General features: G+C 42.9%; 22 protein-coding genes. 9 read left to right on the forward strand and 13 right to left on the reverse strand.

Annotated features, from left to right (window positions below; genetic code table 11):
• Window positions 1-66 precede the first annotated feature (66 nt).
• Window positions 67-528 (forward strand): universal stress protein, encoded by a 462-nt coding sequence (locus ACT3QR_RS05060; protein ID WP_444520297.1) that lies wholly within the window; start codon window positions 67-69, stop codon window positions 526-528.
• A gap of 157 nt (window positions 529-685) precedes the next feature.
• Entirely contained in the window at window positions 686-1,147 is a 462-nt protein-coding gene (locus ACT3QR_RS05065) for a universal stress protein (RefSeq protein ID WP_444520298.1), read from the forward strand.
• A 114-nt stretch (window positions 1,148-1,261) separates the two neighbouring features.
• Here the strand turns inward: ACT3QR_RS05065 and ACT3QR_RS05070 are convergent, their stop codons facing one another.
• Window positions 1,262-2,191, reverse strand: a complete 930-nt coding sequence (locus ACT3QR_RS05070; protein ID WP_444520299.1) for a LysR substrate-binding domain-containing protein — start codon at window positions 2,189-2,191, stop codon at window positions 1,262-1,264.
• 230 nt (window positions 2,192-2,421) lie between these two features.
• Between ACT3QR_RS05070 and ACT3QR_RS05075 the strand changes: the two genes are divergently transcribed.
• Entirely contained in the window at window positions 2,422-3,546 is a 1,125-nt protein-coding gene (locus tag ACT3QR_RS05075; RefSeq protein WP_444520300.1) for a YeiH family protein, read from the forward strand.
• A 251-nt stretch (window positions 3,547-3,797) separates the two neighbouring features.
• On the opposite strand, the gene cspE is transcribed toward ACT3QR_RS05075, so the two are convergent.
• Together cspE and ACT3QR_RS05085 are read right to left on the reverse strand one after the other, a co-directional pair.
• Window positions 3,798-4,007, reverse strand: coding sequence for a transcription antiterminator/RNA stability regulator CspE (cspE, locus tag ACT3QR_RS05080; RefSeq protein ID WP_068403593.1), 210 nt, complete (start codon window positions 4,005-4,007; stop codon window positions 3,798-3,800).
• A gap of 243 nt (window positions 4,008-4,250) precedes the next feature.
• Window positions 4,251-4,673: a YbaN family protein gene (locus tag ACT3QR_RS05085; RefSeq protein WP_444520301.1), complete on the reverse strand. Its 423-nt coding sequence runs from the start codon at window positions 4,671-4,673 to the stop codon at window positions 4,251-4,253.
• Window positions 4,674-5,420: 747 nt separating this feature from the next.
• Between ACT3QR_RS05085 and ACT3QR_RS05090 the strand changes: the two genes are divergently transcribed.
• Window positions 5,421-6,317: an ABC transporter substrate-binding protein gene (locus tag ACT3QR_RS05090; protein WP_444520302.1), complete on the forward strand. Its 897-nt coding sequence runs from the start codon at window positions 5,421-5,423 to the stop codon at window positions 6,315-6,317.
• A 196-nt stretch (window positions 6,318-6,513) separates the two neighbouring features.
• On the opposite strand, the gene ACT3QR_RS05095 is transcribed toward ACT3QR_RS05090, so the two are convergent.
• The 4 genes from ACT3QR_RS05095 to ACT3QR_RS05110 form a co-directional block, all read right to left on the reverse strand.
• A complete protein-coding gene (locus tag ACT3QR_RS05095; protein ID WP_444520303.1) occupies window positions 6,514-7,812 on the reverse strand; it encodes a VWA domain-containing protein in 1,299 nt (432 codons plus the stop codon).
• Between the two features lie 118 nt (window positions 7,813-7,930).
• Window positions 7,931-9,082 carry a PIN domain-containing protein gene (locus ACT3QR_RS05100; protein WP_444520304.1) on the reverse strand — a complete coding sequence of 384 codons (1,152 nt, stop codon included), beginning with the start codon at window positions 9,080-9,082 and terminating at the stop codon, window positions 7,931-7,933.
• A 372-nt stretch (window positions 9,083-9,454) separates the two neighbouring features.
• Entirely contained in the window at window positions 9,455-10,909 is a 1,455-nt protein-coding gene (locus ACT3QR_RS05105) for a Na+/H+ antiporter family protein (RefSeq protein ID WP_444520305.1), read from the reverse strand.
• 281 nt (window positions 10,910-11,190) lie between these two features.
• Window positions 11,191-14,124: a valine--tRNA ligase gene (locus ACT3QR_RS05110; RefSeq protein WP_444520306.1), complete on the reverse strand. Its 2,934-nt coding sequence runs from the start codon at window positions 14,122-14,124 to the stop codon at window positions 11,191-11,193.
• Window positions 14,125-14,381: 257 nt separating this feature from the next.
• Between ACT3QR_RS05110 and ACT3QR_RS05115 the strand changes: the two genes are divergently transcribed.
• Entirely contained in the window at window positions 14,382-15,512 is a 1,131-nt protein-coding gene (locus ACT3QR_RS05115) for a formate/nitrite transporter family protein (RefSeq protein ID WP_444520307.1), read from the forward strand.
• Window positions 15,513-15,733: 221 nt separating this feature from the next.
• Here the strand turns inward: ACT3QR_RS05115 and ACT3QR_RS05120 are convergent, their stop codons facing one another.
• From ACT3QR_RS05120 to ACT3QR_RS05145, 6 genes are all read right to left on the reverse strand, one after another.
• Window positions 15,734-16,657: a bile acid:sodium symporter family protein gene (locus tag ACT3QR_RS05120; protein WP_444520308.1), complete on the reverse strand. Its 924-nt coding sequence runs from the start codon at window positions 16,655-16,657 to the stop codon at window positions 15,734-15,736.
• A 305-nt stretch (window positions 16,658-16,962) separates the two neighbouring features.
• Window positions 16,963-17,469, reverse strand: a complete 507-nt coding sequence (locus ACT3QR_RS05125; RefSeq protein WP_444520309.1) for a YbjQ family protein — start codon at window positions 17,467-17,469, stop codon at window positions 16,963-16,965.
• A gap of 63 nt (window positions 17,470-17,532) precedes the next feature.
• Window positions 17,533-17,973, reverse strand: a complete 441-nt coding sequence (locus ACT3QR_RS05130; protein ID WP_444520310.1) for a YbjQ family protein — start codon at window positions 17,971-17,973, stop codon at window positions 17,533-17,535.
• 103 nt (window positions 17,974-18,076) lie between these two features.
• Window positions 18,077-18,634, reverse strand: a complete 558-nt coding sequence (locus tag ACT3QR_RS05135; protein ID WP_444520311.1) for a YecA/YgfB family protein — start codon at window positions 18,632-18,634, stop codon at window positions 18,077-18,079.
• Window positions 18,635-18,917: 283 nt separating this feature from the next.
• Complete coding sequence (locus tag ACT3QR_RS05140; RefSeq protein WP_444520312.1) at window positions 18,918-19,154, reverse strand: PA3496 family putative envelope integrity protein; 237 nt, start codon at window positions 19,152-19,154, stop codon at window positions 18,918-18,920.
• Window positions 19,155-19,339: 185 nt separating this feature from the next.
• On the reverse strand, window positions 19,340-20,788 hold the full coding sequence (locus ACT3QR_RS05145) for a hypothetical protein (protein ID WP_444520313.1): 1,449 nt from the start codon (window positions 20,786-20,788) through the stop codon (window positions 19,340-19,342).
• 534 nt (window positions 20,789-21,322) lie between these two features.
• Between ACT3QR_RS05145 and serB the strand changes: the two genes are divergently transcribed.
• From serB to ACT3QR_RS05165, 4 genes are all read left to right on the forward strand, one after another.
• Window positions 21,323-22,513 carry a phosphoserine phosphatase SerB gene (serB, locus tag ACT3QR_RS05150; protein ID WP_444520314.1) on the forward strand — a complete coding sequence of 397 codons (1,191 nt, stop codon included), beginning with the start codon at window positions 21,323-21,325 and terminating at the stop codon, window positions 22,511-22,513.
• 185 nt (window positions 22,514-22,698) lie between these two features.
• Complete coding sequence (locus tag ACT3QR_RS05155; RefSeq protein WP_444520315.1) at window positions 22,699-23,694, forward strand: DUF368 domain-containing protein; 996 nt, start codon at window positions 22,699-22,701, stop codon at window positions 23,692-23,694.
• A 265-nt stretch (window positions 23,695-23,959) separates the two neighbouring features.
• Entirely contained in the window at window positions 23,960-24,352 is a 393-nt protein-coding gene (gene aciT, locus ACT3QR_RS05160) for an AciT family ciprofloxacin tolerance protein (RefSeq protein ID WP_444520316.1), read from the forward strand.
• A 206-nt stretch (window positions 24,353-24,558) separates the two neighbouring features.
• The gene (locus ACT3QR_RS05165; RefSeq protein WP_444520317.1) at window positions 24,559-25,065 is read left to right on the forward strand and encodes an SCP2 sterol-binding domain-containing protein; all 507 of its coding nucleotides are present in this window, start codon (window positions 24,559-24,561) and stop codon (window positions 25,063-25,065) included.
• Window positions 25,066-25,078 lie beyond the last annotated feature (13 nt).

Here is a 25,078-nt window from a genome sequence, read left to right on the forward strand (position 1 = left end):
TTTTTACACTTAACGAAGATAGTTCGCGCTGTTAATATAAAGTTAACTACCTAAAAGGAGCTTTTTATGAGCTACCAACATATTTTACTGGTGACCGACCTACTTCCTGACGCGGATGAAGTAGCGCTAAAAACCAAACGTATTCTCGCAGGCTCTCCTGATGCCAAATTATCTGTGCTGCATATTGTCCAAGATGACATGGTACGCTTTGGTTATGAGCTGGTACCTGCTTCGAGACTCTCAGGTGATGTCGATGGTGAGAAATGGCAAGAAGCACGGACTAAACTGGCAAAATTTCTCGAGTACAATCAGCTAGAAGCCGCCAACTATGAAGTGACAGCCGCCATTTCTAATAGCAAAGGTATCGTTGATTATTGTCATGAAAAAAACGTCGATTTACTGGTTATTGGTCGCCACGAGCGTCATGGTATCGCCGCGTGGTTGGTAAAAGCAACCGCCGACAGTATACTACCCAACGCCCCTTGCGACAGCTTGGTTGTTCGACTTGATGAGCCTATACCAGAATAATGAGCGATGTTTGTCGCATGCTATATATTCAATCTAGCTGGTCATTTACGGTGACTGTAATAACTGGTCTTGGTAGACCACAAAAGACGACAAGCTTCACTTAACAGTGCCCTAGAGTAGTGCTATAGTAAATACTATCTGACATGAGGAATACGCTATGAGTTACGAACATATTTTGCTGGTTACCGACTTACTCTCTGATGCCGATATAGTCGCCCAAAAGGCCAAGCGCATCGTCGAAAACCGTCCAGGCTCTAAGCTATCTGTTTTACATATTGTCAAAGACACCATGGTTGGCTTCGGCTATGAGCTGGTGCCTGCCTCTAGCCTATATGATGAGATTGATGATGAGCGTTGCCAAGAGGCGCGTGCCAAGCTGGCGCAGTTCCTTGAACGCAATCAGCTAAATGCAGCAACATCAGAAGTCACGACTGCTATCTCTAGTAGCGAAGGTATCGTCAGCTACTGTCATAAACACGATGTCGATCTATTGGTCATCGGTCGTCACAAGCGTACCGGTATTGCTGCATGGATCAGTGGCGCAACTGCCGATAATATACTACCCAATGTACCTTGCGACAGCTTTGTGGTTAGACTGGACAAACCTGTTCCAGAATAAAAAAACACGCTTTAATTGTCTGATGCTCCCAGAAAACATCTTAAACATAAAAATGCCGTGTCACTTTTAACGCGGCATTTTTATTGTCTGTCGTTTTAGATTGATCGTTTAATCTTATTGAATGATATCTATAAAGGTTTGCCAGATGGGGCTTTGGTGACGGGCTTTATGCCAGACCAACCACCATGTCCTTGATAGGTCGATTCCCGCCACATTTACTTGTACTAGCTCACCTGTCGCCAATTCTGTCTCAATCACATGCTGCGATAGACAACCCAGTCCAATATCTGCACTTACCATGTGTTTGATGGCCTCAGACTGATGTATCGCCTTTACCACCTCTGCATTGGGTAGATATTTTAGTAATTGCTCATCGATAATCTGCCGTGTGCCTGATCCTGCCTCGCGTACCAGTAACGGTAACTGCGCTAGCTGGTTAATGGTCAGCTGATAGCACTTTTCATCTTCGTTATAGGTAGCAACATCCTTTAGCCATTTGCTATCACACTTGGCAAATATCATCAGCGTATCGGTTCGCCACTCACGCTGCTCAATAGCTTTCATATCTATCGGACGCGGCATACCTTCTACTAGTGCGATATCGATATTTAGCTGCTCAACCTCGCTCACCACTTCTTGAGTATTGGCAATATACATATCGACATTGGCATCGGGTAGCGCCTCATATAGCTTGCCAAGCAACGACGGCAGCACATAGTTACCGATAGTGGTACTGGCGCCGATATGAATCTGTCCTGCTTGATACTGATGATAATGCTCAAGCGTGAGTGACTGCCCCAAAATAGCCTGTGCTTGTATATAAATAGGATGAGCATTGGGATGCTGATTGAGCCGACGGCCAACGCGCTCAAATAGCGGCATCTGTAGTCTGGACTCTAACTCTGTCAGTGCGCTACTAACTGCTGATTGTGATAAATGCAGCTCCTCACTAGCACGACTGGTGCTGCCTGTTTGATAAATACTGACAAAGACAGCGAGCTGCTTAAGCGTAATTTTTGGCAATGTCTGCACAGATTTTTTCATGTTATTGAAAATGCCTTATATTGCTTTATGTCAATTTTTCATCTGTCTTATTCGTTAGGTATGTCTTTTTTGATGCTCATGCATGGTATATCGAATTTCACAACAAATATTAACCTAAAAAATCGATAGTTTATATCTTATTAATCTGTTTTTATTATAAAAACAGTGGGCTTATACTGTTTATTCATAAGCTTATGCTTATCTTAATATAAGTAATAGGATGCCGCACTATGCATACATTCGTCCAAACAGTCAGTAACTCTGTTCACAACTATACTCCTAATCACCGTCACGTAGCGGGATTGCTAGTCGTTCTGATGGGTAGCTTGTTTTGCTTATGGTTGGACAGCAGTTTAGATGTATGGTCAAACGGACGTATCGTCGGTTTATCCTCTTTAACGTTAGCGATATTGCTAGGTATGATTTTGGGCAATACCATTTACCCTAGATTCACTGAACGTTTAAACGGCGGCGTCTGCTTTGCAAAGGGGCAAATCCTACGCCTTGCGATTATGTTCTATGGGTTTAAGCTGACGATGACCCAAGTTGCTAGCGTTGGTATGCCAGCGATTATGACCGATGCGCTCGTACTAACGTCGACCTTTCTGCTGACCTATTGGTTAGGTACTAGATGGTTAAAAGTCGATAAAGAAACCGTTATTCTAATTGGCTCAGGGGCGAGTATTTGCGGAGCTGCAGCCGTCATCGCCGCAGAGCCAGTGGTCAATGCACAAGCGCATAAGGTCACTATTGCTGTGGCAACTGTCGTGGTCTTTGGCACTATCGCAATGTTGCTGTATCCTTTTTTGTATCACCTTGGCTGGTTACAGCCTTGGCTAAGCGCCCAGCAATACGGTATGTACACAGGCTCAACCGTACATGAGGTGGCGCAAGTCGTGGTCGCAGGTAATGCCATCAATACCGAGATTGGTGATACTGCTGTCGTAACCAAGATGATACGCGTTATGATGCTTGCGCCTTTCTTACTCGTGCTGTCTTTCGCATTAACTAAGGATCGCACCGTTAATAATGCACCTGTCAAAGAAAGTAATGATAAAGACGAGACCACATCGTTTATGACCCGAGTCAAACAGGTAAAAGTACCATGGTTCGCATTTATCTTTATTGGTATTGTATTGATACATACTTGGGTGCCAATGTCTGAGAGCATCGTACACAGTATGGTTATGCTAGATGATGTGTTACTTACGATGGCTATGTTTGCATTAGGTCTAACCACACATCTGAGCGCAATTAAGCAAGCTGGTGTTAAACCGCTTATCCTAGGTGCTATTATGTTTGGTTGGTTGATACTGGGCGGTGGTCTGATTAATATTGGCATCAGCTTTATATAATAATCTGTCTGACCATTCTCAGCTTTTTACCCCATCACTGAATACGAAAGGCCTCCAACTATTTACAGTCGGAGGCCTTTTTATATCTATCATTTAGTCCAGTATGATTGGCTCAAACTTTTAATCCTGAATTAGCATTAAACTTAATACTTTAAACACCAAGGCTTTAAATACTAAATCATAGACGAAAAAAAACGAACCCGTAGGTTCGCTTTTCTACATCTATTTATCTATCTGTCTATAAGGACAAATTAGATAGCAACGATGTTATGTGCTTGTGGGCCTTTTTGGCCTTGAGTTACAGTGAACTCAACTTCTTGGCCTTCAGCCAAAGTTTTGAAACCTGAACCAGTGATTTCGCTGTAATGAGCAAAAACGTCTGCGCCGTTTTCTGGAGCGATGAAACCAAAGCCTTTAGCTTCGTTGAACCACTTAACTGTACCTTTTTGAACGTCTGACATAATATAATCCTACTTTTAAATTTATTAATGGTCTAGTGACCGGTAACGCTTGCAAATAGCTACTGAACGATAAATATTAAAACGAAGGATTATAACTAATACTACGAGGTAATGATTTGGTGCAGAACTGCTCTTAAGCTTGGGCATATTATAAGTCGAACATCCTAGTATCGCAAGTCTTATCTCATGTTTCGTGTAACTAAAGCCCTTTATTGATCAATTTTTGCCCAAATTGCAACGAATTTAAGCATTTGGTAAACGGAACAAATATATCGCAACCCCACTACAAACAGCGGCTACCAGCCATGCCATCCACATCATATCAGCAGGCAATCGATAAAATAACATGATGGTCGATGCTGCCATCATGATAGTCGCTAAACACTTGGCATACAGTGGAACGGCATGTCTCTCTTCCCAATCTCGGACGAATTTGCCAAAGTATCTGTGATTGATCAGCCAAAAATGAAAACGTCGAGAGCTGCGTGCCCAGCACCCTGCTGCTAGCAAAATAAACGGCGCGGTAGGCATGACAGGTAATAGTATCCCGATAAGACCCAATATAAAAAACACCCAGCCAAGTATCACAAATGTCCAACGCAACATCGGATGCTTGGATTGATCGGTTTTCGGTCGGTAATAGAATACTTTTTTATTATTGGTCATAGATTTCATATCATTGGAAAAGTGGTCGTTGGTGCCAGTAGTGAGCCACCTAAGAATGATGACTGCACGAGGCATAGCATGCCGTAGTCAGACAAACTGTACAAGACAACTTATATGGCGTTTTTGCTATCGATGCGTATATCTAGTGAGTAATTTGGTAAGTATTAGCGAAAAACAATGCATTAACCAGAAGTATGGCGTTCTTCTATCAATACTTGTAGCAGAGCTGACTATTACTAACCGCTATCAACAGGAGCTGTCATAACAACCTGTTATAAAAGGCGGCTATCGAATATAAGCCACTACCTATCTTGTGATGTCCTACCATTACCATGCCATACATACTTGCATCACCTCTTATAAGTCGTCTATGATGACGCAGTAGCTATCGATTATCGATAATAGCCATTAGCAGTACGATTCAGCCGCAGTATTGCTTAAAAATAATATAGTACCAATCAATCTTGTCGGGGTGCTTTGATTTAACGCTGTAAATACAGCCCAGATCATCGCTGAGACATACCCGTGAACCTGAAGCAGTTAGCACTGACGTAGGAAACAAGCGCGACACGCCTTAAAAAGTCTACAAGTAAGAACAGTCTATAGATGTTGTACTGGTGCCAAACATATCGAACGTTAAGCACCTGATAATTAGCATCGAGACGTCACCTCTCTTATTTGGCCTTTCTTGTTTTACTTTAATAGTATCAGTCTGATTGTTTTCCATACTCAAAAAAGGAAACAACCATGCAGCCAACCACCAAACTTACTCTAACTCTCGAATGGTTTTTAAACCCCGATCATTTGCCTTTTATCGCTGGGGTAACCACGGGCGCATATGAGCAAGCAGGTCTGGATATCACCATTATCGAGCCTGATGACCATTATGATGGCTTTGCTGAATTACAGAACCAAAGCATCGATCTGCATGTAAATGAGCCTATCCATTTGTTTGAGCATTACGCGCCTAATCTACGTGCGCTTGGCTGCTTTTTTGAGACCGATGGTGGCATATTGATGCAGCAGTCCAGCATGGATAAACTCAAGAACAATCAGCCGATTCGCATCTGTACTCCTGCTGCAGAAGAAAAGACCAATCGTATTGGCTTTGAGATATTGGCCCGCTATGCCAAGAAAAACGGCTTTGCTATCAGCCGTGATAATGTGAGCTTTGTACAAAAAGACTTCTATCATATAAAAAACCTGCAAGAAGACCCAAGCCTCGATGGTGCATGGCTGTGCTTTTATAACTTTGAGGGCGTTGAGGCCACTCATGAAAGGTTGGACTTTACGTTTATTGATCAGAATCTGTCACCTTATCCTAACTTTTCGGCGTTAGAAATCCTCACGACTGATGAAATTTATACCGCGAAAAAGGAAGCAATAGATACCTTTATCCAAGTGACCAGCCAGATGACTGAGCTGTGCAAAAATGATTCAGATGCTGCCCACCGTATGTATTACGACTATAGTAAAACCGAAGCCGATGCACTGATGGATGCCATCATTGATAATACGCTGGGCAGATTGATCACGCCGATCACGCCTGATGCAAGTAAATGGCAAGACCTACGCGAAATGCTGGCCGAAATCGATATCGTGACATTGACTGACGAGCAGTATCAATCTCTGTGGGCACTGTAAATATTTTATACGTTAAGCTATTTTAGAAAATAAGATATTTTAAATAATAAAAAACCGCCATCGTATCTGCTATGACGGTTTTTTAGTCAGTAATAATTAAACGGCGATAATCAAATAATCAGATTATTGCTACACGATATGATCCGTTCAATTTAAAATTAGTACAAGGCAATCGAGTGATGACGCAATAATACTTTTATAATGAAGTAACTATACCAAGTTGCTTGGCTTCTTTTAGCCAGCTTGGGAACTCTTCTAGCATGTTCTCATACAAGGCTTCTTCACTGATATCGTCCAAATCATCGAGTTCAAAGAAATCACAATTATCAATCACACGCCCCTCCATATCATCTAGTTTTTTGAGGATGCCATAACCACGACCACCTAAGCCCACAAACTGCCAAAATATCGGTAGTTTCGCCGCTTCCGTCATAACTCTAGTGATACCGCGATTGTCATTCACTCCGCCATCACTGATAAATAGCACGTAGACAGGCACATCCAAGCCGTCCTTTTGATAAAACTCCGTCACCGCTTTCATGACTTCTGCTTCATTGTTGATGCGCGGGCCAAGTGCCCATTTGCGCCAGCCGCCATGAGCGTTTTTAATAAAACCGTCGTAGTTATTCAGCCCAATCTCGCCCAAATACTGCGGATCTCGGGCAAACGCCCAGCAGTCTAACGCTTGGTCATCATCAAAGTTTACTGCCAATGGCAATATGCGATTGACCACCTCTTGCACGCGGCCTTTTTTGTACTGTCTGTTCATTGAGCCTGAGGCATCTAACACCAACGCGACCTTTGCGGTTAATTGCTGCAATTGGCGTTTTTCAAGTGATACCGTAGCTTTTTTGGCGAGATTGACCAGTTTTGGCGCTTTATCTAGCATAACCTTTTCGAGCGACGGTTTTGCTTGAACTGGCGTTGCCGTTACATCTGCTGCTTGCGTAGTGTCCTCTTCTACATCACCACCGAAATGCTGGACGATGGCGGCAAGTCCACCATTAAAGCCTTGCGCGACGTTAGATACTCGCCACACACCGCCTTTACGATAAAGCTGCATCAGCATACTGGCTTGCTGCTGAGCAAAGTCTGCTGCTTGATACTCTGCCTGTGCCTTTTGCGACTGTTGCCAAAGGCCAATCTCTAACGATTGAATTTGATTGAGCGGCGTATCGGCTGATAATACAAAAAATAAGCTGTCTATATTCGCATCCAATTTGGATAAATTAACTTCAAACTCGGCTTGGATGCCTTTACTCGCCGTTGGCTGCGACTCGTAATGGGTGAGCTTGATTTGCCCACACGGAGAGGTTGGCTGATTATAAAATACCATGTAATCATCGTTGATCAGTTTGCCCGCTGCGTCTAAGGCAAAGCAGCTGATGTCCATCTCTATTGGACTTTGACGAGTAAACTTGAGTGTGATGGGTGCGCTATCGTCAATAGCAAGGTTGCTTAAAGGCGAGCGTTGTCCGACGGTGAGATGGTTCATGGTATTCCTTACGTTAGCGTGTTATTTCTTTGAAAATAATAGACTAATTACTGACATTAAAAAACCGCTCACAGCATGAGTTGGAGCGATTTTTCTGTCTGAGGTAAATTAATATTTATTACTCTATATCTATCAATTCTAAACTATCTATCGACTCAATCTTTATGATAGCCTCACTATAGTAATCGCTAAGATGATCTTCTAATTCATCGCTATCTATCAAATTTATCTCTTTAACATCTAAGTCATCACTATTTAGCTTTATTGAAGCTACACCTGTCACTTTTACAAGAAACTCACTTTCAGCTAGATAGTAATGATCATTCCAATCATCTATAGAAAAATCATATTCATTTGCATAATAGTCAGACTTATTTATGTAAAAGTCTGCGGTAACCCATAAATCTGATGCAAAATTAATACCTACTTGATTATTACCATAATGAATAATATCAGTGTAATCAAACTCTATATCTATTCCTTCGTAATATTTACTAATTGTAGCTTCATGATCATCAGAAGGTATCAAAGGTCCTTCTATAGTCTTACCATGAACCGCTTCTCCTACAGCACTGGATAAGTAATCTACTATTACTGCATTATTATTTTCAAGCCTTGAAATTAAGCCTAACGGATTATCTCTAAGACTTTCTAAGGTATCAATATTAGCTAAGATAGCTTGCATTTCTTCATTACTCAAAAATTCCTTTAGAGAACTAAAAACAATATAGCCTTCTTGACCTGTGAAAGTGTTCTTTATTTTATTATCATTAGCTATGACTACTAATGAATCTATATCTTCATCGCTCTTAATAGATTGGATTGATTGGCAAATGAAACTATCAGGAATATCTTGTCTATCCTTTTTATTTGTTAATGGAGGGTTACCTCCAAAATACGCTTCCATTGCTTTTAAAGCTTGCTCCGAGCTAATATCCTTTATATTTGAGCTCAAACCATCGAAAAACTCCTCATTATCAGCTTTCACGGAATCTAAAATACTACGTTCAGCACTTTCTAGATTACTAATAACACCTTTTATATTGCTTATTTCATGAAACCTATTGCTTAAAGCTTTCAAAGTTTTGAGAGATTCACTATATAACTTTTGGGCTTCTATCTCTTTCTGCGTTTCAAACTCTCTTCTAACAACATAGGGGACATGGACTCTGATTTCTTCAGCTTCAACTAATCTTTTCATGGCTTTATAGTTAGCATTTCCACACGTGAATTTTGCTATACAACTTGTATCTATTACTATATTCTTCAAAGCAATTAGTCCTCAAATGTTAATTATCAATCAAATATAAATTTAGGCCACAGCGACTTTATCTTTTCTAGATGCGCTGTTAGCACAGTCAGATGACCTTTTAGCTTCCTCAATAACGACTACTTCTACAAGTGCTTTACTGAAGATATATTTGAGTTAATCTCAGTAGGATATAGATAATAGCACACAAATATTCAGTATTTTGCAGCGCCAAAAGTTGATTAGAGAACTAAACAGTAGACAATAAAAAAACGCCATCACAATTGTGACAGCGTTTTTTATTACTATAGATATTTACGCTTTATTTACAACGCTTTTAACTGCTCCATCTGCTCCGTCATCGCCGTCAACCACCCTTCACACTCAGCCCGTTTAGCCTAACAGCCATACCACAGCGACCAAAGTAAACAGCAGCATACCGATATTGGCATGGAAAAAAGTCGGAATCACACTGTCTTTGATATGGTCATGCTGTCCATCCGCATTTAAACCAGCAGTCGCACCAAGCGTAAGTGTAGACGCAGGTGATCCCGCATCACCCAATGCCGCAGATGCACCAAGCATAGCCAATGTCGCTAATGGAGAAAAACCAAGCGCCACACATAATGGAATATAAATAGGTGCCAAAATCGGTACAGAAGCAAATGAATCACCAAAACCAATCGTGATAAACAACCCCACGACTAGCATCATGACAGCACCGAATAGCTTGTTATCACCTAACATCTGAGCAGCAGAAGCTACTAACGGATCGATGTCACCTGTGGCTGTCAGTACCGCACCGAAGCTGGAGGCAATAGTAATAATCACAGCGATTTCAGCCATCAGTCGAACGCCTTGCGTAAAGACATCATCCTGAGCCCGCCAGCGATAGATACCAGAGAAACCAAGAATCATAAACCCTATCATAGCCCCAATAAACAACGAATCAAAATACATTTGAAACAGCAACACCACTATCACAGCCAATGCAGTAAAAATCAAAGGCTGTATGCCTATCTCTATGTTTTCTTGATCGGTAGATGTCGCCGTTTCTTGTTTTGGTGATTCAGTATAAATGCGCGGCTTACGATATGTGATAAACACAGCAACCAACATACCAGCCAAAATACCCATCACTGGAAAAAACATCGCTTTAGGCGCCATACTGGCTGTGGCAACAAACCCAGAGGCCGCACCCACCGTATTAAAATTTTCTAATAAAATCTCGTTGAGATAAATCGCACCAAAACCAAACGGTAACAACAGATAAGACGCACTGATACCACAAGCCAAAATACAAGCGATGGCACGACGATCCATTTGCAGACGATTCATCAATCCAAGTAATGGCGGGATCAATACTGGAATAAAAGCGATATGTACTGGAATCAAGTTTTGCGAGAGTAACGAGGCGACAATGAACAGTATAAACAGCATCCATTTGACCTGTTTGCGCACATGAACACTTTCACGATTCAGGCTACGAGCCATTTTTTGCGCCACCCAATCAAGGACTCCACTCCTCGACAGTGCAACGGCAAATGCCCCGACCATGATATAAGTCATACCTACTTGCGCACCACTGAGTAAGTTGTCATTCAATACTTGCAAGATATCTGGAAACGCCATTTGTGCATGCATACCGCCTAGCAAAGCCGCTGAGACCAGAGAGACTGCAACAGGAATTTTGATAAGACAAAATACAACCATAAGGACAATAGCCAACACCACAGCATTGATCGGAATAGACAGCAATGACAACAGTCCATAAATAGCCGCTAAAGCAACCAGCACAGGTAACGCTCGACTAAGAAAGAACGTATCATCTCGATAAGCAGCTAACATAATATCCCTCAAAATAATGTTTCAAATAAATCAAATGGGTAAAGCAAACTCAAAAATAAAAAAAACAGCATGCAATATACACCCCTTAACGCGAAGGAATCATTCCTATTTGGCTATTGGGGTATTACTACTCTTTAACAGTATAGATTTGGACGACGCTAACTAGATTTAGGCATCTCAGATACATCAGGTAGATATCTTGTTGACCATCATCCTGACAATAAAAAACGCCATCACAATTGTGACAGCGTTTTTTATTACTATAGATATTTACGCTTTATTTACAACGCTTTTAACTGTTCCATCTGCGCCGTCATCGCGGTCAACTGCCCTTCTAACTCAGCCAGTTTCGCTTTCTCTGCTTCTACCACTTGTGCAGGTGCTTTACTGACAAAGCCTTCATTGCCTAGCTTGCGCGCGATACCATCAGCTTGCTTTTGTAGTTTTTCATGCGCTTTATCCAGACGTGCCAGCTCAGCCGTTGGATCGATTAACCCTTTCATCGGTACGAGTACGCGTAGCTGACCGACCATACTTGATGATGATAGCGGCACTTCATCGCCTTCTTTGACGATCTCTAAGCTCTCGACTTTGGCAAGCGCTTTGAACTGATTAGCAATGCGCGATAGGCGCGCTTCTTCATCGCTAGAGACGTTTTGTAGTAGCACTGGCAGACGTACCGCGTTACCCAATTTCATCTCACCACGGATGTTACGGACGCTCGCGATTAGCTCTTGTAGCCACGCCATATCTGCCTCAGTCTGTTCACTGATTTGGCTATCGTCAGTTTGTGGATAGTCAGCGACTACGATGCTGTCGGTGTTTTTGCGACCCAGTAGCGGCGCGATGGTCTGCCATATTTGCTCAGTCAGATACGGCATGATTGGATGCGTGAAACGCAGCGCCGTCTCTAGCACATGCAGTAGCACATAGCGGATTTGCGCTTTACGCTCATCCGACACTGAGTCATCGTTTAAACTGGCTTTGGCTAGCTCAACGTACCAATCACAGTACTCATTCCAGATAAACTCATAGATATCTTGGCTGACCATATCCAGACGATACTGGGCGAAATGCTGATGGATATTGGCAATACTAGAGTTTAGGCGGCTCATGATCCATTTTTCTGGTAGCTCCCAAACGTCAGGGTTGGCCGCTTGATCGATAGGCTTGGCACTGCCTTCGCCATCGACACAGTTCATGAGGACAAAACGGCTGGCGTTCCAGATTTTATTACAGAAGTTACGATAGCCCTCGACACGCTTTAGATCAAAGTTGATATCGCGACCCGTACTGGCAAGCGAGGTAAAGGTAAAGCGCAGTGCATCGGTACCATAAGCTGGGATGCCTTCTGGAAACTCTTTACGCGTTTGCTTTTCGATTTTGGCTGCGTCTTTTGGATTCATCATATTGCTGGTGCGTTTGTCTACCAGCGCTTCTAGATCAATACCGTCGATTAGATCGATTGGATCTAAGACATTACCTTTTGATTTTGACATTTTTTGACCATTACCATCACGCACCAGACCATGTACATAGACAGTCTGAAACGGTACTTGCGGCGTGCCGTCTTCGTTTTTCACGAAGTGCATGGTCATCATAATCATGCGGGCGACCCAAAAGAAAATAATGTCAAAACCTGTCACCAATACGCTGGTTGGATGGAAAGTATCCATCACGCGTGGATCGGCGTTGACGTCTGCCCAGTCAAGCGTACTGAACGTCCACAGACCAGAGCTAAACCACGTATCGAGTACGTCATCATCTTGACGCAGTTTTACATCGTCGCTGAGATTATACTTGCTACGTACTTCCGCTTCGTCACGGGCCACATAGATTTCACTCGTCGCATCGTCATACCATGCAGGGATACGATGTCCCCACCAGAGCTGACGACTGATGCACCAATCTTGTAGATCGGTCATCCATGCCATGTACATGTTTTTGTACTGCGCAGGGACGAACTCGATGCTGCCGTCTTCTACTGCATCAATCGCAGGCTTGGCAAGCTCTTTGACCGCGACATACCACTGATCAGTCAACCATGGCTCAACGATCGTACCGCCACGCTCAGCACGTGGGGCTTTTAGGGCGTAGTCTTCGATGTCTTCTAGCCAGCCTTGATCCTTTGCTTGCTCAACGAGGAACTTACGCGCGGCAAAACGCTCTAGCCCTGCATACTCGCTAGGCGTGGTCTCTAGCTCTGGCTCACGCGTCTGCAGATCAGGATAAACTTCCATCGCTGGTAGGATATTGGCGCGCTCATCCAAGATATTAATCAGTGGCAAGTCATGACGACGACCCAATTCATAATCGTTAAAATCATGCGCTGGGGTGATTTTGACACAGCCTGTACCGAAGTCGCTCTCGACATAATCATCAGCGACGATAGGCACGACGCGACCCGTGATTGGTAAAGTAATGGTTTTGCCAACTAAGTGTGCATAACGCTCATCGCTAGGATTGACGGCGACAGCGGTGTCACCTAGCAATGTCTCAGGACGTGTGGTCGCTACTACCAGATAGTTTTTGCCATCTTGAGTGGTTAAATCTGCATCCGTGAAATGATAGCGGAAATGCCACAAGCTGCCTTTTTCGTCATGGTTCTCGACTTCTAAGTCAGACAGCGCAGTTTGGAACTTAGGATCCCAGTTCACTAATCGCTTACCGCGATAAATGAGACCGTCATCAAACAGACGAACGAACACTTCTTTTACTGCATTGGATAGACCATCATCCATGGTAAAGCGCTCACGCGACCAGTCAACCGAGCTGCCCAAACGGCGAATTTGACCGGTGATATTGCCGCCCGACTCTTCTTTCCACTCCCATATTTTATCGATGAAGTCTGCACGCGTCATATCACGGCGCTTGAGTCCTTGCGCCTCTAAACGACGTTCAACAACCATCTGAGTAGCGATACCTGCGTGATCCGTACCTGGTTGCCACAGCGTATTGTCACCATCCATGCGGTGATAGCGCGTGAGTGCATCCATAATCGCATTGTTAAAGCCATGACCCATGTGTAGCGAGCCTGTGACGTTCGGCGGTGGTAGCGCGATAGAAAACGACTCGTCTTTATCAAATGTCGGCTGAAAATAGCCGCTTTCTTCCCAGCCTTGGTACATGCCTGCTTCAACTTCCGCAGGATTATACGCATGCTCTAACTGGCTTAAGGCCGCTTGAATAGATGTAGTGAGGTTATGGTTACTCATAATGGCATTATCTTTTATTGATTGAATGTGATCAAAGTTAATTGAATTAAAGCTAATATAAAAATTAGAAAATAATGAATAGAGTGATTTTAACGCAGATAGGCATATTTTGTTAGATGATAAGGCAATTTATAAAGCCTGAAGATGATTTATTACTCAAATTGTTAATCAATTAACAACAGCAATCAGAATAATGACAAATATAATAGAGATTACTTATGCAGCAAAATCATTAGCCTACAACTAGCGAGCCAACTTTGTCCCAAGATACCGAGCATGACCCTCATTCTAAAGCTAACCTGTCAGACGATGATCGTATAAATGCGAGCACCACAACGCCTGTGCCTGAAAATGACGATATACCAGAAGAAGGCGATAGCCTTTCTAAAGGGAGCGCGGTAGACAAGGAAGTAAACGAGAAGGTAGACGATACGCCAGATAGTGATGTAGACGAACCTATCAAAGCCACCGAAAACTTAGAAAACGATGACCTACCAGAAGAAATCAGCGAAGAAGATAAAGAAACCATCAAAAAGGTCGCCAGTGATGACAATCTAAGCCAAGCAAAAAGCTATGCCAGTATATTGGTTGAGCAAGTCATCCATGCAAAAGAAACGTTTGAGCGCTCACTTGGCTCGCTATTTACCAGTGCCTTTACGGCTGGGTTAGAGATTGGCATCAGCTTTTTTATGATTTTATCGGCGTTTGCCCTACTCAATGATGTGATACCGAGTCGCTATGCCATGGTGCTATCATCACTACTATATCCAATTGGCTTTATTATTGTGGTGATTGGCCAGTCGTTATTATTCACAGAGCAGACCTCCCTCTTAAGCTTACCTGTATTAAATAAGATTGAACCATTGCATAAACTCATACGGCTATGGGGCATCGTCATCGCTGGTAATATCGTTGGCGGCTGTATATTTGCAGCATTAATGATTGGTCTCGGGCTACATATGCACCTGTTTACAGATCACGCTATTGATGTCTATGCTGAGCATATTTTGGGTTTTGAGTGGTGGGTGATATTTGGTAGCGCGGTGCTAGCGGGCTGGATGATGGGTGTGGCCGCATGGCTGGTGACATCTGCGCGTGACACGCTTAGCCGTATCGTACTGGTTACGCTTATCACGGGTAGTATTGGATTTTTAGGTTTGCATCATAGTATTGTTGGCAATATCGAGGTATTTTCAGCGTTGCTGTATGGCAATACCGTCAGTCTCTGGCGCTACTTAGTATTTTTGGTCGTGGTACTGGTGGGCAATACGGTCGGCGGTGTGGTGTTTGTCGCGGTACTCAAAAACCGTACGTTCTTATTTGAGGTTGAAAAGGTAAAGGAACAATCTGCCGAAGCAAGAGCAAACATGGTTAGACGAAGGTTTTAGATTTGAGCTAAAACTGGCGTTAAACAAAAAAGCCCATAATCGCTTCATCATACAAAGCGGATTATGGGCTTTTTTATTGAACCAGATATTGCTGATTTTCTGCTAACTGTCTACTTTTCAACAGACAGTTGCTCTTCAATAAATAGTCACCTAGAAACAATTAATTAGAAACAGTCATTTAGCCAGTTCAGCAACGCGTTGTGAAAGCTATCTTAAACACCTTACGTTCTACGTGCTGCCAATACGCTGTTTTCTATCTCAGTTTTTTTAGCTTTATTGTGCTGGGCAGCAAAGACTCTGACCAAGATCCCAGCGGTCAAGAACATAATGAGCGTATAGATAGCAGGGGTCATCGACATTTTATAGTTGGCTAACAACGTGAGGGCCATAAACATAGAAAGCGTACTGTTTTGTAAGCCGACTTCCATAGTAATCGAGCGTCTTTGCGCAGGGTTTAGACCAAACCATTTACTGGTGTAATAACCAAGCGCCATCGTTGACACATTTAATATCAATGATACAGGGCCTGTTGCTATTAAGGCTTCTACAAGAATATCTCGTTGTACATAGCTTAAGAATAGAACTAAGAAGCTCAAAAATATTATACCAAAACGAGAAACCAGAACCTGTCCCTTATCTGCAGCGTTGGGGGCATAGCGTTTGATCAGCATACCAATACTGACAGGTAAGATAGTCAGAGCAATTAAGCTGATCATGGTCTTAGCCACTGGCAACTGAAACTCACTACCAGCGCCCATAAAGTAGACCAGCGAAAAGCTCAGGACGATAGGAATGGTAAATACAGTAATGACACTGGCAATGGCTGTCATAGTGACCGAAAGCGCGACGTCACCTTTGGCTAGATAGGTAAACAGGTTGGATGTTGTGCCGCCAGGACACAGTACCAATAGCATGACACCAACAGCATACTCAGGCTCTAGTGCCATGAATGTTGCTAAGGCAAAGCCAACGAGCGGTAGGAATATCAGCTGGTTTGTTAACCCAATTGCAACTGCTTTGGGGTATTTGACGACTCTCTTAAAGTCATTAGTAACGAGGGACAGTCCCATGCCCATCATAATTAAAAAGATACTAATGGGAATGACTTTTGCATTTACAAACGTGACTAACTCAACACCTTCCATAACTACATCCTTGTAGATAGAGCCCTTACACGGGCAGGTTTATGACAACCTCGTCATGCTCAATCAGCTAATCCTGCTGATATCTTGGGTAAAAGCCACCGACGTTGTCAGCTCTTTATATGATACTTTTCATACAGTACTGTTTTTTGAGACAATATTTTTTGACGTTATTCGTCTATGTGCGCCGAAATAATGACGGAACAGTAAAATTCAGTATATCGTTGTAAAACTGTATGTATTTGATTTTTCTGACTACTCGTCAGTCAACTATAGGTTTTTACACTTAAAAATAAAGTAGAAATGATTTAAGCGGGGGTTTTGTGATTTACAGCAGATGTAGGTTTAATATGGTCAATACTAATCACTGCCGTACCGTAGGCGATGGCTTCGACCATACTGCCTAATTGGTTGACATTGGTTACTTCAAGACGTAACCCATAGATATGCGTGTAGCCTTTGGCTTTTGCCTCAGTCCGCATACGAACGATGGCTTCGCGGCGTGCACGATCTAGCAAAGTCTCATAGGTAGTTAAGTTTTTGCCAAAAACACTCAGTACGCGAGCGATAATCATTTTGAAATAATCTTGAGCGATAACGACACTACCCAGTACCAGCTCACCTTCACTACCCGACGCTAATGTTGGACGGTATAAGCGTTCACTTGAAACTGTTATATCGCCCAATGCTTGCTCTGCCACTGTGAGCTGTGCCAAATGCCGACGCTCATGGCGCGACCCAAAAAACCAGCCAGCCGCGAATAAGAAGACAAACGGCCCATAGTTGATGAGCACTTGCGTGAGTGAGTCATTCATAGCACGTTTCTCATCATAAAAAGCATCGGAGCTTTTAGCATTATAGTTTTTCGTATTGTAGGATTAACCAAAAGGATTGAAACGCGGTAAGTCATCAGGCGCGGCTTGGGTCTGAGTATTTGTATTTTGAGTAGCATGGCTATCGATACTGTCTGACGGGCTTTGATACTGCTGCTGTGATATTGGCGCAACCTTGACCGCTGTGCCATAGACAAACAACTCTGACGCGCCTTGCGCAATGCTAGAAGTTGAAAAACGCAAACCAACAATTGCATCAGCACCTAGCGCCTCTGCTTTGATAATCATGCGATCTATTGCTTCTTGGCGTGACTCTTCTAGTAGCTCAGTATAAGCCGTCAGCTCGCCACCAACGATATTTTTCAACCCTGCAAACAAATCCTTACCCACATGCTTTGAGCGTACGGTACTACCGTACACAACATCTAGACGTTCGGTGATTTGATAATTGGGTAAATGCTCAAGGTTAGAGAGTTGCACAGTCATAGGATGACCTTATCGGTGGCTTGTAAAATACATGGTAAAACTAAACGGTGTGATATCGCATAAATATAAACAGCACTGCTAGCAGCACTGTTTTTTAGCGTCATTAATCATTGGTATGAAATAATAAGAACAATTCAGTCAAATTGCCTTCGATACTATTGGCCATTTGTACCATTTTGTCTTCGTCTTTACGCATCTCAGACAGCTCTGGATCTTCGTCATCGATACCGCTAAGCACGATCATTGGCAAGGTCAATACCGCGACGTCTTCTGCCGTTTCCTCATCTTCAAACCAATCACTTGCTTCATCGCCATACATCGCATCGACAAAACCAATTGACCAAGCAACGATATCTGACTCATCCGAGAAATCAACTGCAACCTCTTCATCACCAGCATCTTCACCAAATGGTAGCTCAATAGGCGTCTCGTTCTTTAGCTCAGCCATGATCGAATCACGCCAGCGTTTAATACCGTCAATCACATTTTCTGGAATTTCACTCACATGACCTTCAAACAGGGCATCCATCCAGTTTGGTAATGGACGACCGATAACCGTCGCTGTCAAAAAACCATGCGCGGCGACACTATCTAGCACGAACTGGCTTTCTTGATTGTCCAAATAGTCTAGTAATTCATCAAAACTTAGTTTGTTACTCATAATTTGGTTTTCCTTAGCAGATAGATGTCGTCAATCGCGGTACGCGATCGGTTAAATAAAAGAGAGCAAGTATTTAGATACTTAGCTAAAGACTAAAGGCTGCTTAACTCACTAAAATTCAAGCGACCCCTATCAAGTAAGTATTATCGAGATAAACTGGTTGCGGGCAATCGTAGAAAAGCACCAAACAAAAAAACCATTAGTTTGACTGGTTAAATGGCTTTTAATCACCAAAGTAGTTACTAAAGCACTTTAGTCCACTTAAATGACTGATGCCGATAAATTAAAAATCATCATCATCCCAATCATCGCCGTCTTCGTCAAAGTTGTCTATATCGTCTAGATCGTCTTTTAACTCTTTAGCCAAACGCTTTTCTTCTAGCAAATTATCAATTAACCGACGCTTCTCAAGACTACTTAAACGTGTACGTACGCTCGTCTCAGCTTCTTCAACCATCTTTGCATCATCATCATCGACAAACTCATCATCAAAATCGTCATCAATATCAGCGTCACTCATGACAAACTCCTATCATTTTTAGGCAAGGGTATTAGAATACATCAATATATATATGCCTTATAAAGTCTCAATTGAATGTTGTCAATCCTTTTTCGTAATATAGTGCATTTCATGACTACGATTAAGACAGTCTAGTAGACCATATAATAGACAATTGTAATATAAATGAATAAATACAATCGACATTAAACGTGCAGTTCATCCTCATCTTCAATCATCAGGACTGCGTTACGAACATCAGCCAAACGCTGAATCAATGAGTCATTAGCACCATCAAATATCGCACACTCGCGCTCATAGACCGTGGTTGGGCGCATAAGACTATGTACTTGTACATGATTACTGATTTGCTTGAGACCTGCATTTGGCAATAGTATTAATAGCTGCTCTTTTTTACCGATACTCTGAAGCAAATGTGTCATTGGTTCTGACTGCGCCTCATCACTCACGCCCGCTTTTGCTGGTAAAGCAAAACGTGACAGCTCAATGTGCTTATCATGAATAATTTTGTTGAGCATTAAATATAGCTTGGCAAGCATCACACCTGCAAGCGCCACTTTTGCATGGCTATTATCAGCTTTTAGCACCACGCTTGCGCCATTGTCCTCAAAGTGCGCTTCATTCATCGCACTAACGCCCAATAGCAATGGCTGCTTGAGTAACTCTGTCACAGCTTGGTTAAGCAGCTGAGTGCAAAGCGCTAGATAAGGCAAACGCTGCGCAGGTGCCAAGCGCTCAAGCATATTGAACTCGTCATGAAATCCTACTTGAACTTTAACGCTATCAACAGATCGGCTGGCAGATAATTTAGACGTGTGACTGGCAGCTTGAGAAGCAGCACTATCGGTATCTGCTACTTCGCCTTCACTCGTCTCCGCTAGATTGTCAGTATCGCTACCTGCCTCTTGGTTTTGTTGGGTTCTGAGATACTCGTTCACTTCATTGTGCACATTAAATTTGTGCGTATTAGTCACTTTGTCAGCTGCAGCATTTGCAGTATTATCGTTCTCTATTTGACTGTCCGCCAAATGAGATGCTGATTGGCCCGTTGACTGGCGCTCGATCTCTCTATCATAGCTACGCTGGTCAACTGGTCTATATTGGTCGCGATACAGCTCTTGTATATCTCGACTTAATGCATTGATTTGCTCTTTAGTCGGGCGAGCGAGGTAACCATAAATTAACCAAAGCAATAAGTGTAGCAGCATCGTACCGATGACAAACGGCCACTGCATGGTGATAATCTCACCTTTACTGACGTCTTTTAGGGTCAGTGCAACGCTACCGATGACTGCATCGCCATTGGTCGCGATTTGACGAATGGTATCACCTTGCTGCATCGGCGCGTTACCTACTGGCACCAAGATCTCGTCATTGTTGTCTTTAATCAGTATCCGTGTGACGTCTTGCTCGCTGGTGTAGCGATTGGCAATAACGCTTAAACTCACACGATCCTTGTTTTCTAAAGACAACCTTGCTTCATCAATCAGCTGGGCGACCATCTGCTCGCCTTTCAACGCACGACTATTGCTCAGCTGCTGGTCAGTACTAATGACCAATAACAGCGTCTGCAAACAAAAACTAACCAGAAGAATAATGGCAAACAACCCTTGCCGCGGCGCTAAATACGTCATGATATGTTAAACTTTTTTGGGGAGAAGAAATTAAAAAACGAGGCTATTGCTCATTTTTGGCTAATTTTTAAACAATTGTGATGCGCGCCAATGGTAGTGCGCACATAGTGATAAAGCAATACTGATTATTAGCGACTATTGACAACACTATTGCATCTAAGACACTGTTAGACCTAAAGCATTACTGCACAAAACGGTACTTACACATTGGGATAGCTTCCGATTGATGACATCATTATTACTAATACCATCGATATCGTTGCCAAATTTGCTATCTTTTTCTTTGCCATGTTCTGCTAAGACGTCATCAATAAATGGTCAGCCTATCTCATCTACTATATCACCATAATAAGCCTTATAGCGTGAGCGCTTTATAAATTTATCATAATAACCTTATCGCGTTTTCTATGACTTCTTACGCCATAAAATCTGTTTTTTAGCATCATTGTTACTTTGCACGTCATCTATAGGCGCTGCCCAGTAAAACTGTTATTATTCCTAATCTTATATGAGCATACAAGGGACAATTGAGCCATGCCAAAAAATACATCTTATTCGTTACCAAAAGACAGCAAAGCATGGCAACAAGCCGTCGACTCTATTGCAGCATTATTACCCGAAAATACCAATTTGCAAGACTTTGATGCGCTACAGTCGCTACCTGTTTTTGCGCTCACTGTAGTACTACCTACTCAGGTATCTACGTTAGATATTCATCAGTATGTTCAGTCGTGGGTCGATGAGCAGCCAAGTTGGCATTTAGTGACCGTTGCTGAAGATACTGACGCTAGCTTTGTCAATATTACAGTGTCTGATACAGAACCGACAGCAGCAGACGCACAGCGCCTACCCTTTACCCATACTCAGGTCTACCGCTATCTGCTAGTGCCAGTCACTGACACACTGATGCACCCTGGCAAAAAAACCGCAGCCGCTCACATCATTGATGATCAGCTGACCACTCGCCTGCGTCATGACTTAACTGAAGAATACAACAACACACGTAGTGCTGACAGCGCCGATAATCTAAATATCGTGGACTGTCATATTCTATCTGTCGGTCATATGCTACGGACGCACAAGCTTGCATGCTTTGATATGGACTCGACCTTGATCGAGCAAGAAGTCATCGTAGAGCTGGCAAAAACTGCTGGGATTGGTGAGGAAGTCGAAGCCATTACTGAATCGGCGATGCGCGGTGAGATTGACTTTGATGAATCATTTGCTCAGCGTGTGGCTTTATTGAAAGGCATCTCTACCGAGGTGCTTGATGATATCTGTAGTCGCCTAACGTTATCGACTGGTGCGCGTACGACGATCAGTGCGCTAAAAGCACTAGGCTATCATACGGTACTTGTATCAGGCGGCTTTACTTATTTTGCCCGTTATATCGCTGAGCAGCTAGGTATCGATGAAGTCCATGCCAATGCTCTAGATATCGAAGATGGTGAAGTTACTGGTCATGTCCAACTACCTATTGTCAATGGTGCCAAAAAAGCGGCTATCGTTGAGCATACTGCTGAGCGCTTAGGTATTGAGATGTCACAAGTAGTCTGTATCGGTGACGGTGCTAATGACTTACCGATGATGGCACTGGCCGATTTGGGAGTAGCCTATCACGCCAAACCAATCGTTCAAGCACGTGCTGATGCCGCTATCAATGTGACAGGGCTTGAAGGTACTTTATACGCTCTTGGCTATCCAGCACTGGCGCCTACTGAGTAAGTACTAAACGCTTTATGTTACTTAATAAGCTAGGTTAATGTTTCATCATTAATCTGGCTTTTATGTTTTAGTTCTTCACGATTGCTAATAAGATTTTTTGTTCATATTTATTTTTAGCTAACGTCTGTTTTTAGCTATCGCTCACTCTTAAATAATGCTTATTTTTAAATGATAAAGGAATGCTCATGACGGCATCACAATCTCCACGGCCAACTCAGCCGTCAGCAGCGCAGCCATTAGATACCAGCACCGCTCCTGTACGCAACGATAGCCCAAAACAACTTTTGGGGGTTTATATCAAAGGTATGGCCATGGGTGCAGCAGATATCGTACCTGGCGTCTCTGGTGGCACCATTGCTCTGATTGCAGGAATTTACGAGCGTTTGATCAATGCGCTTGGTAGTATCGGCCCCAATCTTTGGGCAATATTTCGTCAAGAAGGTGGCATAAAAGGATTTGCTGCGATTTGGCGACAAGTGGACGCGACATTTCTATTATGTTTGCTATTGGGTATTGCCACTAGCTTTGCGACCTTAGCCGGTATCATTAAGCATTTACTGGACAACCAACCACTGCTTATTTGGTCATTCTTTTTTGGGCTGGTCGTCGCTACAGTCTTTATATTACTTAATGAGATTAAGCGCTGGAATATAGGACGTATCGCACTGTTTGCAACTGGGCTTATTGTCGCCGTATTCATTAGTAGTATGCCGTTGCTGACGACTACGCCTAGCTTACCGTATCTGTTTTTTGCAGGGGCAATTGCCATTTGTGCCATGATCCTACCAGGCATATCAGGGTCGTTTATCTTACTCTTGCTAGGTGCTTACGATGCAGTGCTAGAAGCGGTCGATACGATGAATCTAAGCGCTATTTTCGCAGTCATTGCTGGTATGGCAACTGGATTATTGTTGTTCACGCGCGCACTTAAGTGGCTACTATCACACTACTATCAAGCCACTTTGGCATTACTTACAGGCTTTATCGCAGGCTCTCTAATGAAAGTATGGCCATGGAAAGTAGATGCTTTAGGCTCGCTAAACACTGCAGCCGTCCATAATGTCATGCCATGGCAATACCCTACTGGTGCACAGTGGCCAACCACAATAGGGCTTATGCTACTTGGTGCTACTTTAGTTTCGCTACTATCGTGGTGGGGCAGCCGTACTAATCGCGCCTAAATATCTAGAAAGTCATCTATCATATTTTCTAGCTAGCAGACGTTTTCCCAGACTAGCAAGCTTATTTCTATATTCTTTAAAATGAGCGCCCGTCCTCACGGCGCTTACCCTAAAATCTAGCCATCAAATATCGCAAAAACAAGCCATAAAACCAAACGTCAACGGTTGTCGCAAAGTCACCTCTACCCTCTTCAGCTTTACTCAATAACCTCTCATAATAGTCTCATTGAAATTCACCTTATGAATAGCGAGATGAATGATGTTAATGACTATATTTTCTTTTATTGGTGTAGAGGCATGGAGCAGCTCGGTATGGCTTGGTTATGGACTGCTAGCAAGTTTAGTAGCGGTGTTTGCCTTATCGTCATATCGTTGGCTATTGCTATATCTGTTTGGCGGTATGGCCTATTGGTTCGCCGTTGAACTGATTCAAAAGATATTGGCAGGTCGTCCTATATTGATGGAGCTATCATCATGGCATCGCTATATCATCGCTATGGGCATCAGTTGGTTGCCGTTGGCAGCTTGGGTATTGTATCGGGCATTGCGCTATGACGATGTGAGTCAGACGGTCAGTCAACAGCGCGAGCTAGAAGCCGCACGCTATATCGAGCACACACCTGTCTACGATGATAACTATCAGCCACGCTTCCGTTAAAAATGTCCCACTTATACCTTTGCTTGTCTATATCAATACCTTACTTACCTCAGTGACATCGAATGTTACAAGATACTTAACGCTCTCTACTTAACTCCTAAAGAGTTGACGCCCTGTCATAGTTTATAATCCAGTTATATATTTGTCATAAAAACTGGTATAAAGTACGCTTTATTTTTATGCCTCATTTTTTTAGGAGTTCTGCTATGTTTACTGTTCCTGTATTAGATATCAAATCTGACCCATTAGATGCTTTATTAGCTGTAGTCGGCTATCGTTTGTCTATGCTAGCTGATAGTGATAACGAAGATGTCAAAGCCTTATTTGCTGACCGTCAAGTTACGATTGAGTTTGCTAGTACTGAGTCTGATATCGCCCGTTCTTTTAGCTTTGATAATGGACAGTTCAGTCAACAAAGTGGCCATGCAAAAGAAGCCGATTTGACCATCACTTTCAAAGACTCTATGACGGGCGTTAGACTGCTAACCAAAGGTAGCTTGCCTGCTTTTATGACTGCCGTACAAGAAGGTAACTTGAGCATCGAAGGCGACTATAGCCTAATGATGTGGTTCAACAAACTTGCTAAGCATATCGTTCCAGCTATCCCAGAAGAGTGCAAACCGTATCTGGACAAAGCCAAGCCTTATGCATATAAAGCACAAAAATTTGCTGAGCATTGGGTTGGTGTTGCCAAGCACAAACTTGGTAAATAAAAAGAGTGACGTA

It is taken from the genome of Psychrobacter sp. AOP7-B1-25, from assembly GCF_052376195.1.
Classification (GTDB): Bacteria; Pseudomonadota; Gammaproteobacteria; order Pseudomonadales; family Moraxellaceae; genus Psychrobacter.

Bases quoted from the DNA above. Each gene is read 5' to 3' on its own strand.
- ACT3QR_RS05140 (WP_444520312.1), bottom strand. From the start codon at position 19,154: ATGAGTGACGCTGATATTGATGACGATTTTGATGATGAGTTTGTCGAT.
- ACT3QR_RS05120 (WP_444520308.1), bottom strand. From the start codon at position 16,657: ATGGAAGGTGTTGAGTTAGTCACGTTTGTAAATGCAAAAGTCATTCCC.
- ACT3QR_RS05145 (WP_444520313.1), bottom strand. From the start codon at position 20,788: ATGACGTATTTAGCGCCGCGGCAAGGGTTGTTTGCCATTATTCTTCTG.
- ACT3QR_RS05165 (WP_444520317.1), top strand. From the start codon at position 24,559: ATGTTTACTGTTCCTGTATTAGATATCAAATCTGACCCATTAGATGCT.
- ACT3QR_RS05125 (WP_444520309.1), bottom strand. From the start codon at position 17,469: ATGAATGACTCACTCACGCAAGTGCTCATCAACTATGGGCCGTTTGTC.
- serB (WP_444520314.1), top strand. From the start codon at position 21,323: ATGCCAAAAAATACATCTTATTCGTTACCAAAAGACAGCAAAGCATGG.
- ACT3QR_RS05075 (WP_444520300.1), top strand. From the start codon at position 2,422: ATGCATACATTCGTCCAAACAGTCAGTAACTCTGTTCACAACTATACT.
- ACT3QR_RS05155 (WP_444520315.1), top strand. From the start codon at position 22,699: ATGACGGCATCACAATCTCCACGGCCAACTCAGCCGTCAGCAGCGCAG.
- ACT3QR_RS05135 (WP_444520311.1), bottom strand. From the start codon at position 18,634: ATGAGTAACAAACTAAGTTTTGATGAATTACTAGACTATTTGGACAAT.
- ACT3QR_RS05095 (WP_444520303.1), bottom strand. From the start codon at position 7,812: ATGAACCATCTCACCGTCGGACAACGCTCGCCTTTAAGCAACCTTGCT.
- ACT3QR_RS05065 (WP_444520298.1), top strand. From the start codon at position 686: ATGAGTTACGAACATATTTTGCTGGTTACCGACTTACTCTCTGATGCC.
- ACT3QR_RS05090 (WP_444520302.1), top strand. From the start codon at position 5,421: ATGCAGCCAACCACCAAACTTACTCTAACTCTCGAATGGTTTTTAAAC.
- ACT3QR_RS05105 (WP_444520305.1), bottom strand. From the start codon at position 10,909: ATGTTAGCTGCTTATCGAGATGATACGTTCTTTCTTAGTCGAGCGTTA.
- aciT (WP_444520316.1), top strand. From the start codon at position 23,960: ATGACTATATTTTCTTTTATTGGTGTAGAGGCATGGAGCAGCTCGGTA.
- ACT3QR_RS05070 (WP_444520299.1), bottom strand. From the start codon at position 2,191: ATGAAAAAATCTGTGCAGACATTGCCAAAAATTACGCTTAAGCAGCTC.
- ACT3QR_RS05060 (WP_444520297.1), top strand. From the start codon at position 67: ATGAGCTACCAACATATTTTACTGGTGACCGACCTACTTCCTGACGCG.
- ACT3QR_RS05110 (WP_444520306.1), bottom strand. From the start codon at position 14,124: ATGAGTAACCATAACCTCACTACATCTATTCAAGCGGCCTTAAGCCAG.
- ACT3QR_RS05130 (WP_444520310.1), bottom strand. From the start codon at position 17,973: ATGACTGTGCAACTCTCTAACCTTGAGCATTTACCCAATTATCAAATC.
- ACT3QR_RS05085 (WP_444520301.1), bottom strand. From the start codon at position 4,673: ATGACCAATAATAAAAAAGTATTCTATTACCGACCGAAAACCGATCAA.
- cspE (WP_068403593.1), bottom strand. From the start codon at position 4,007: ATGTCAGACGTTCAAAAAGGTACAGTTAAGTGGTTCAACGAAGCTAAA.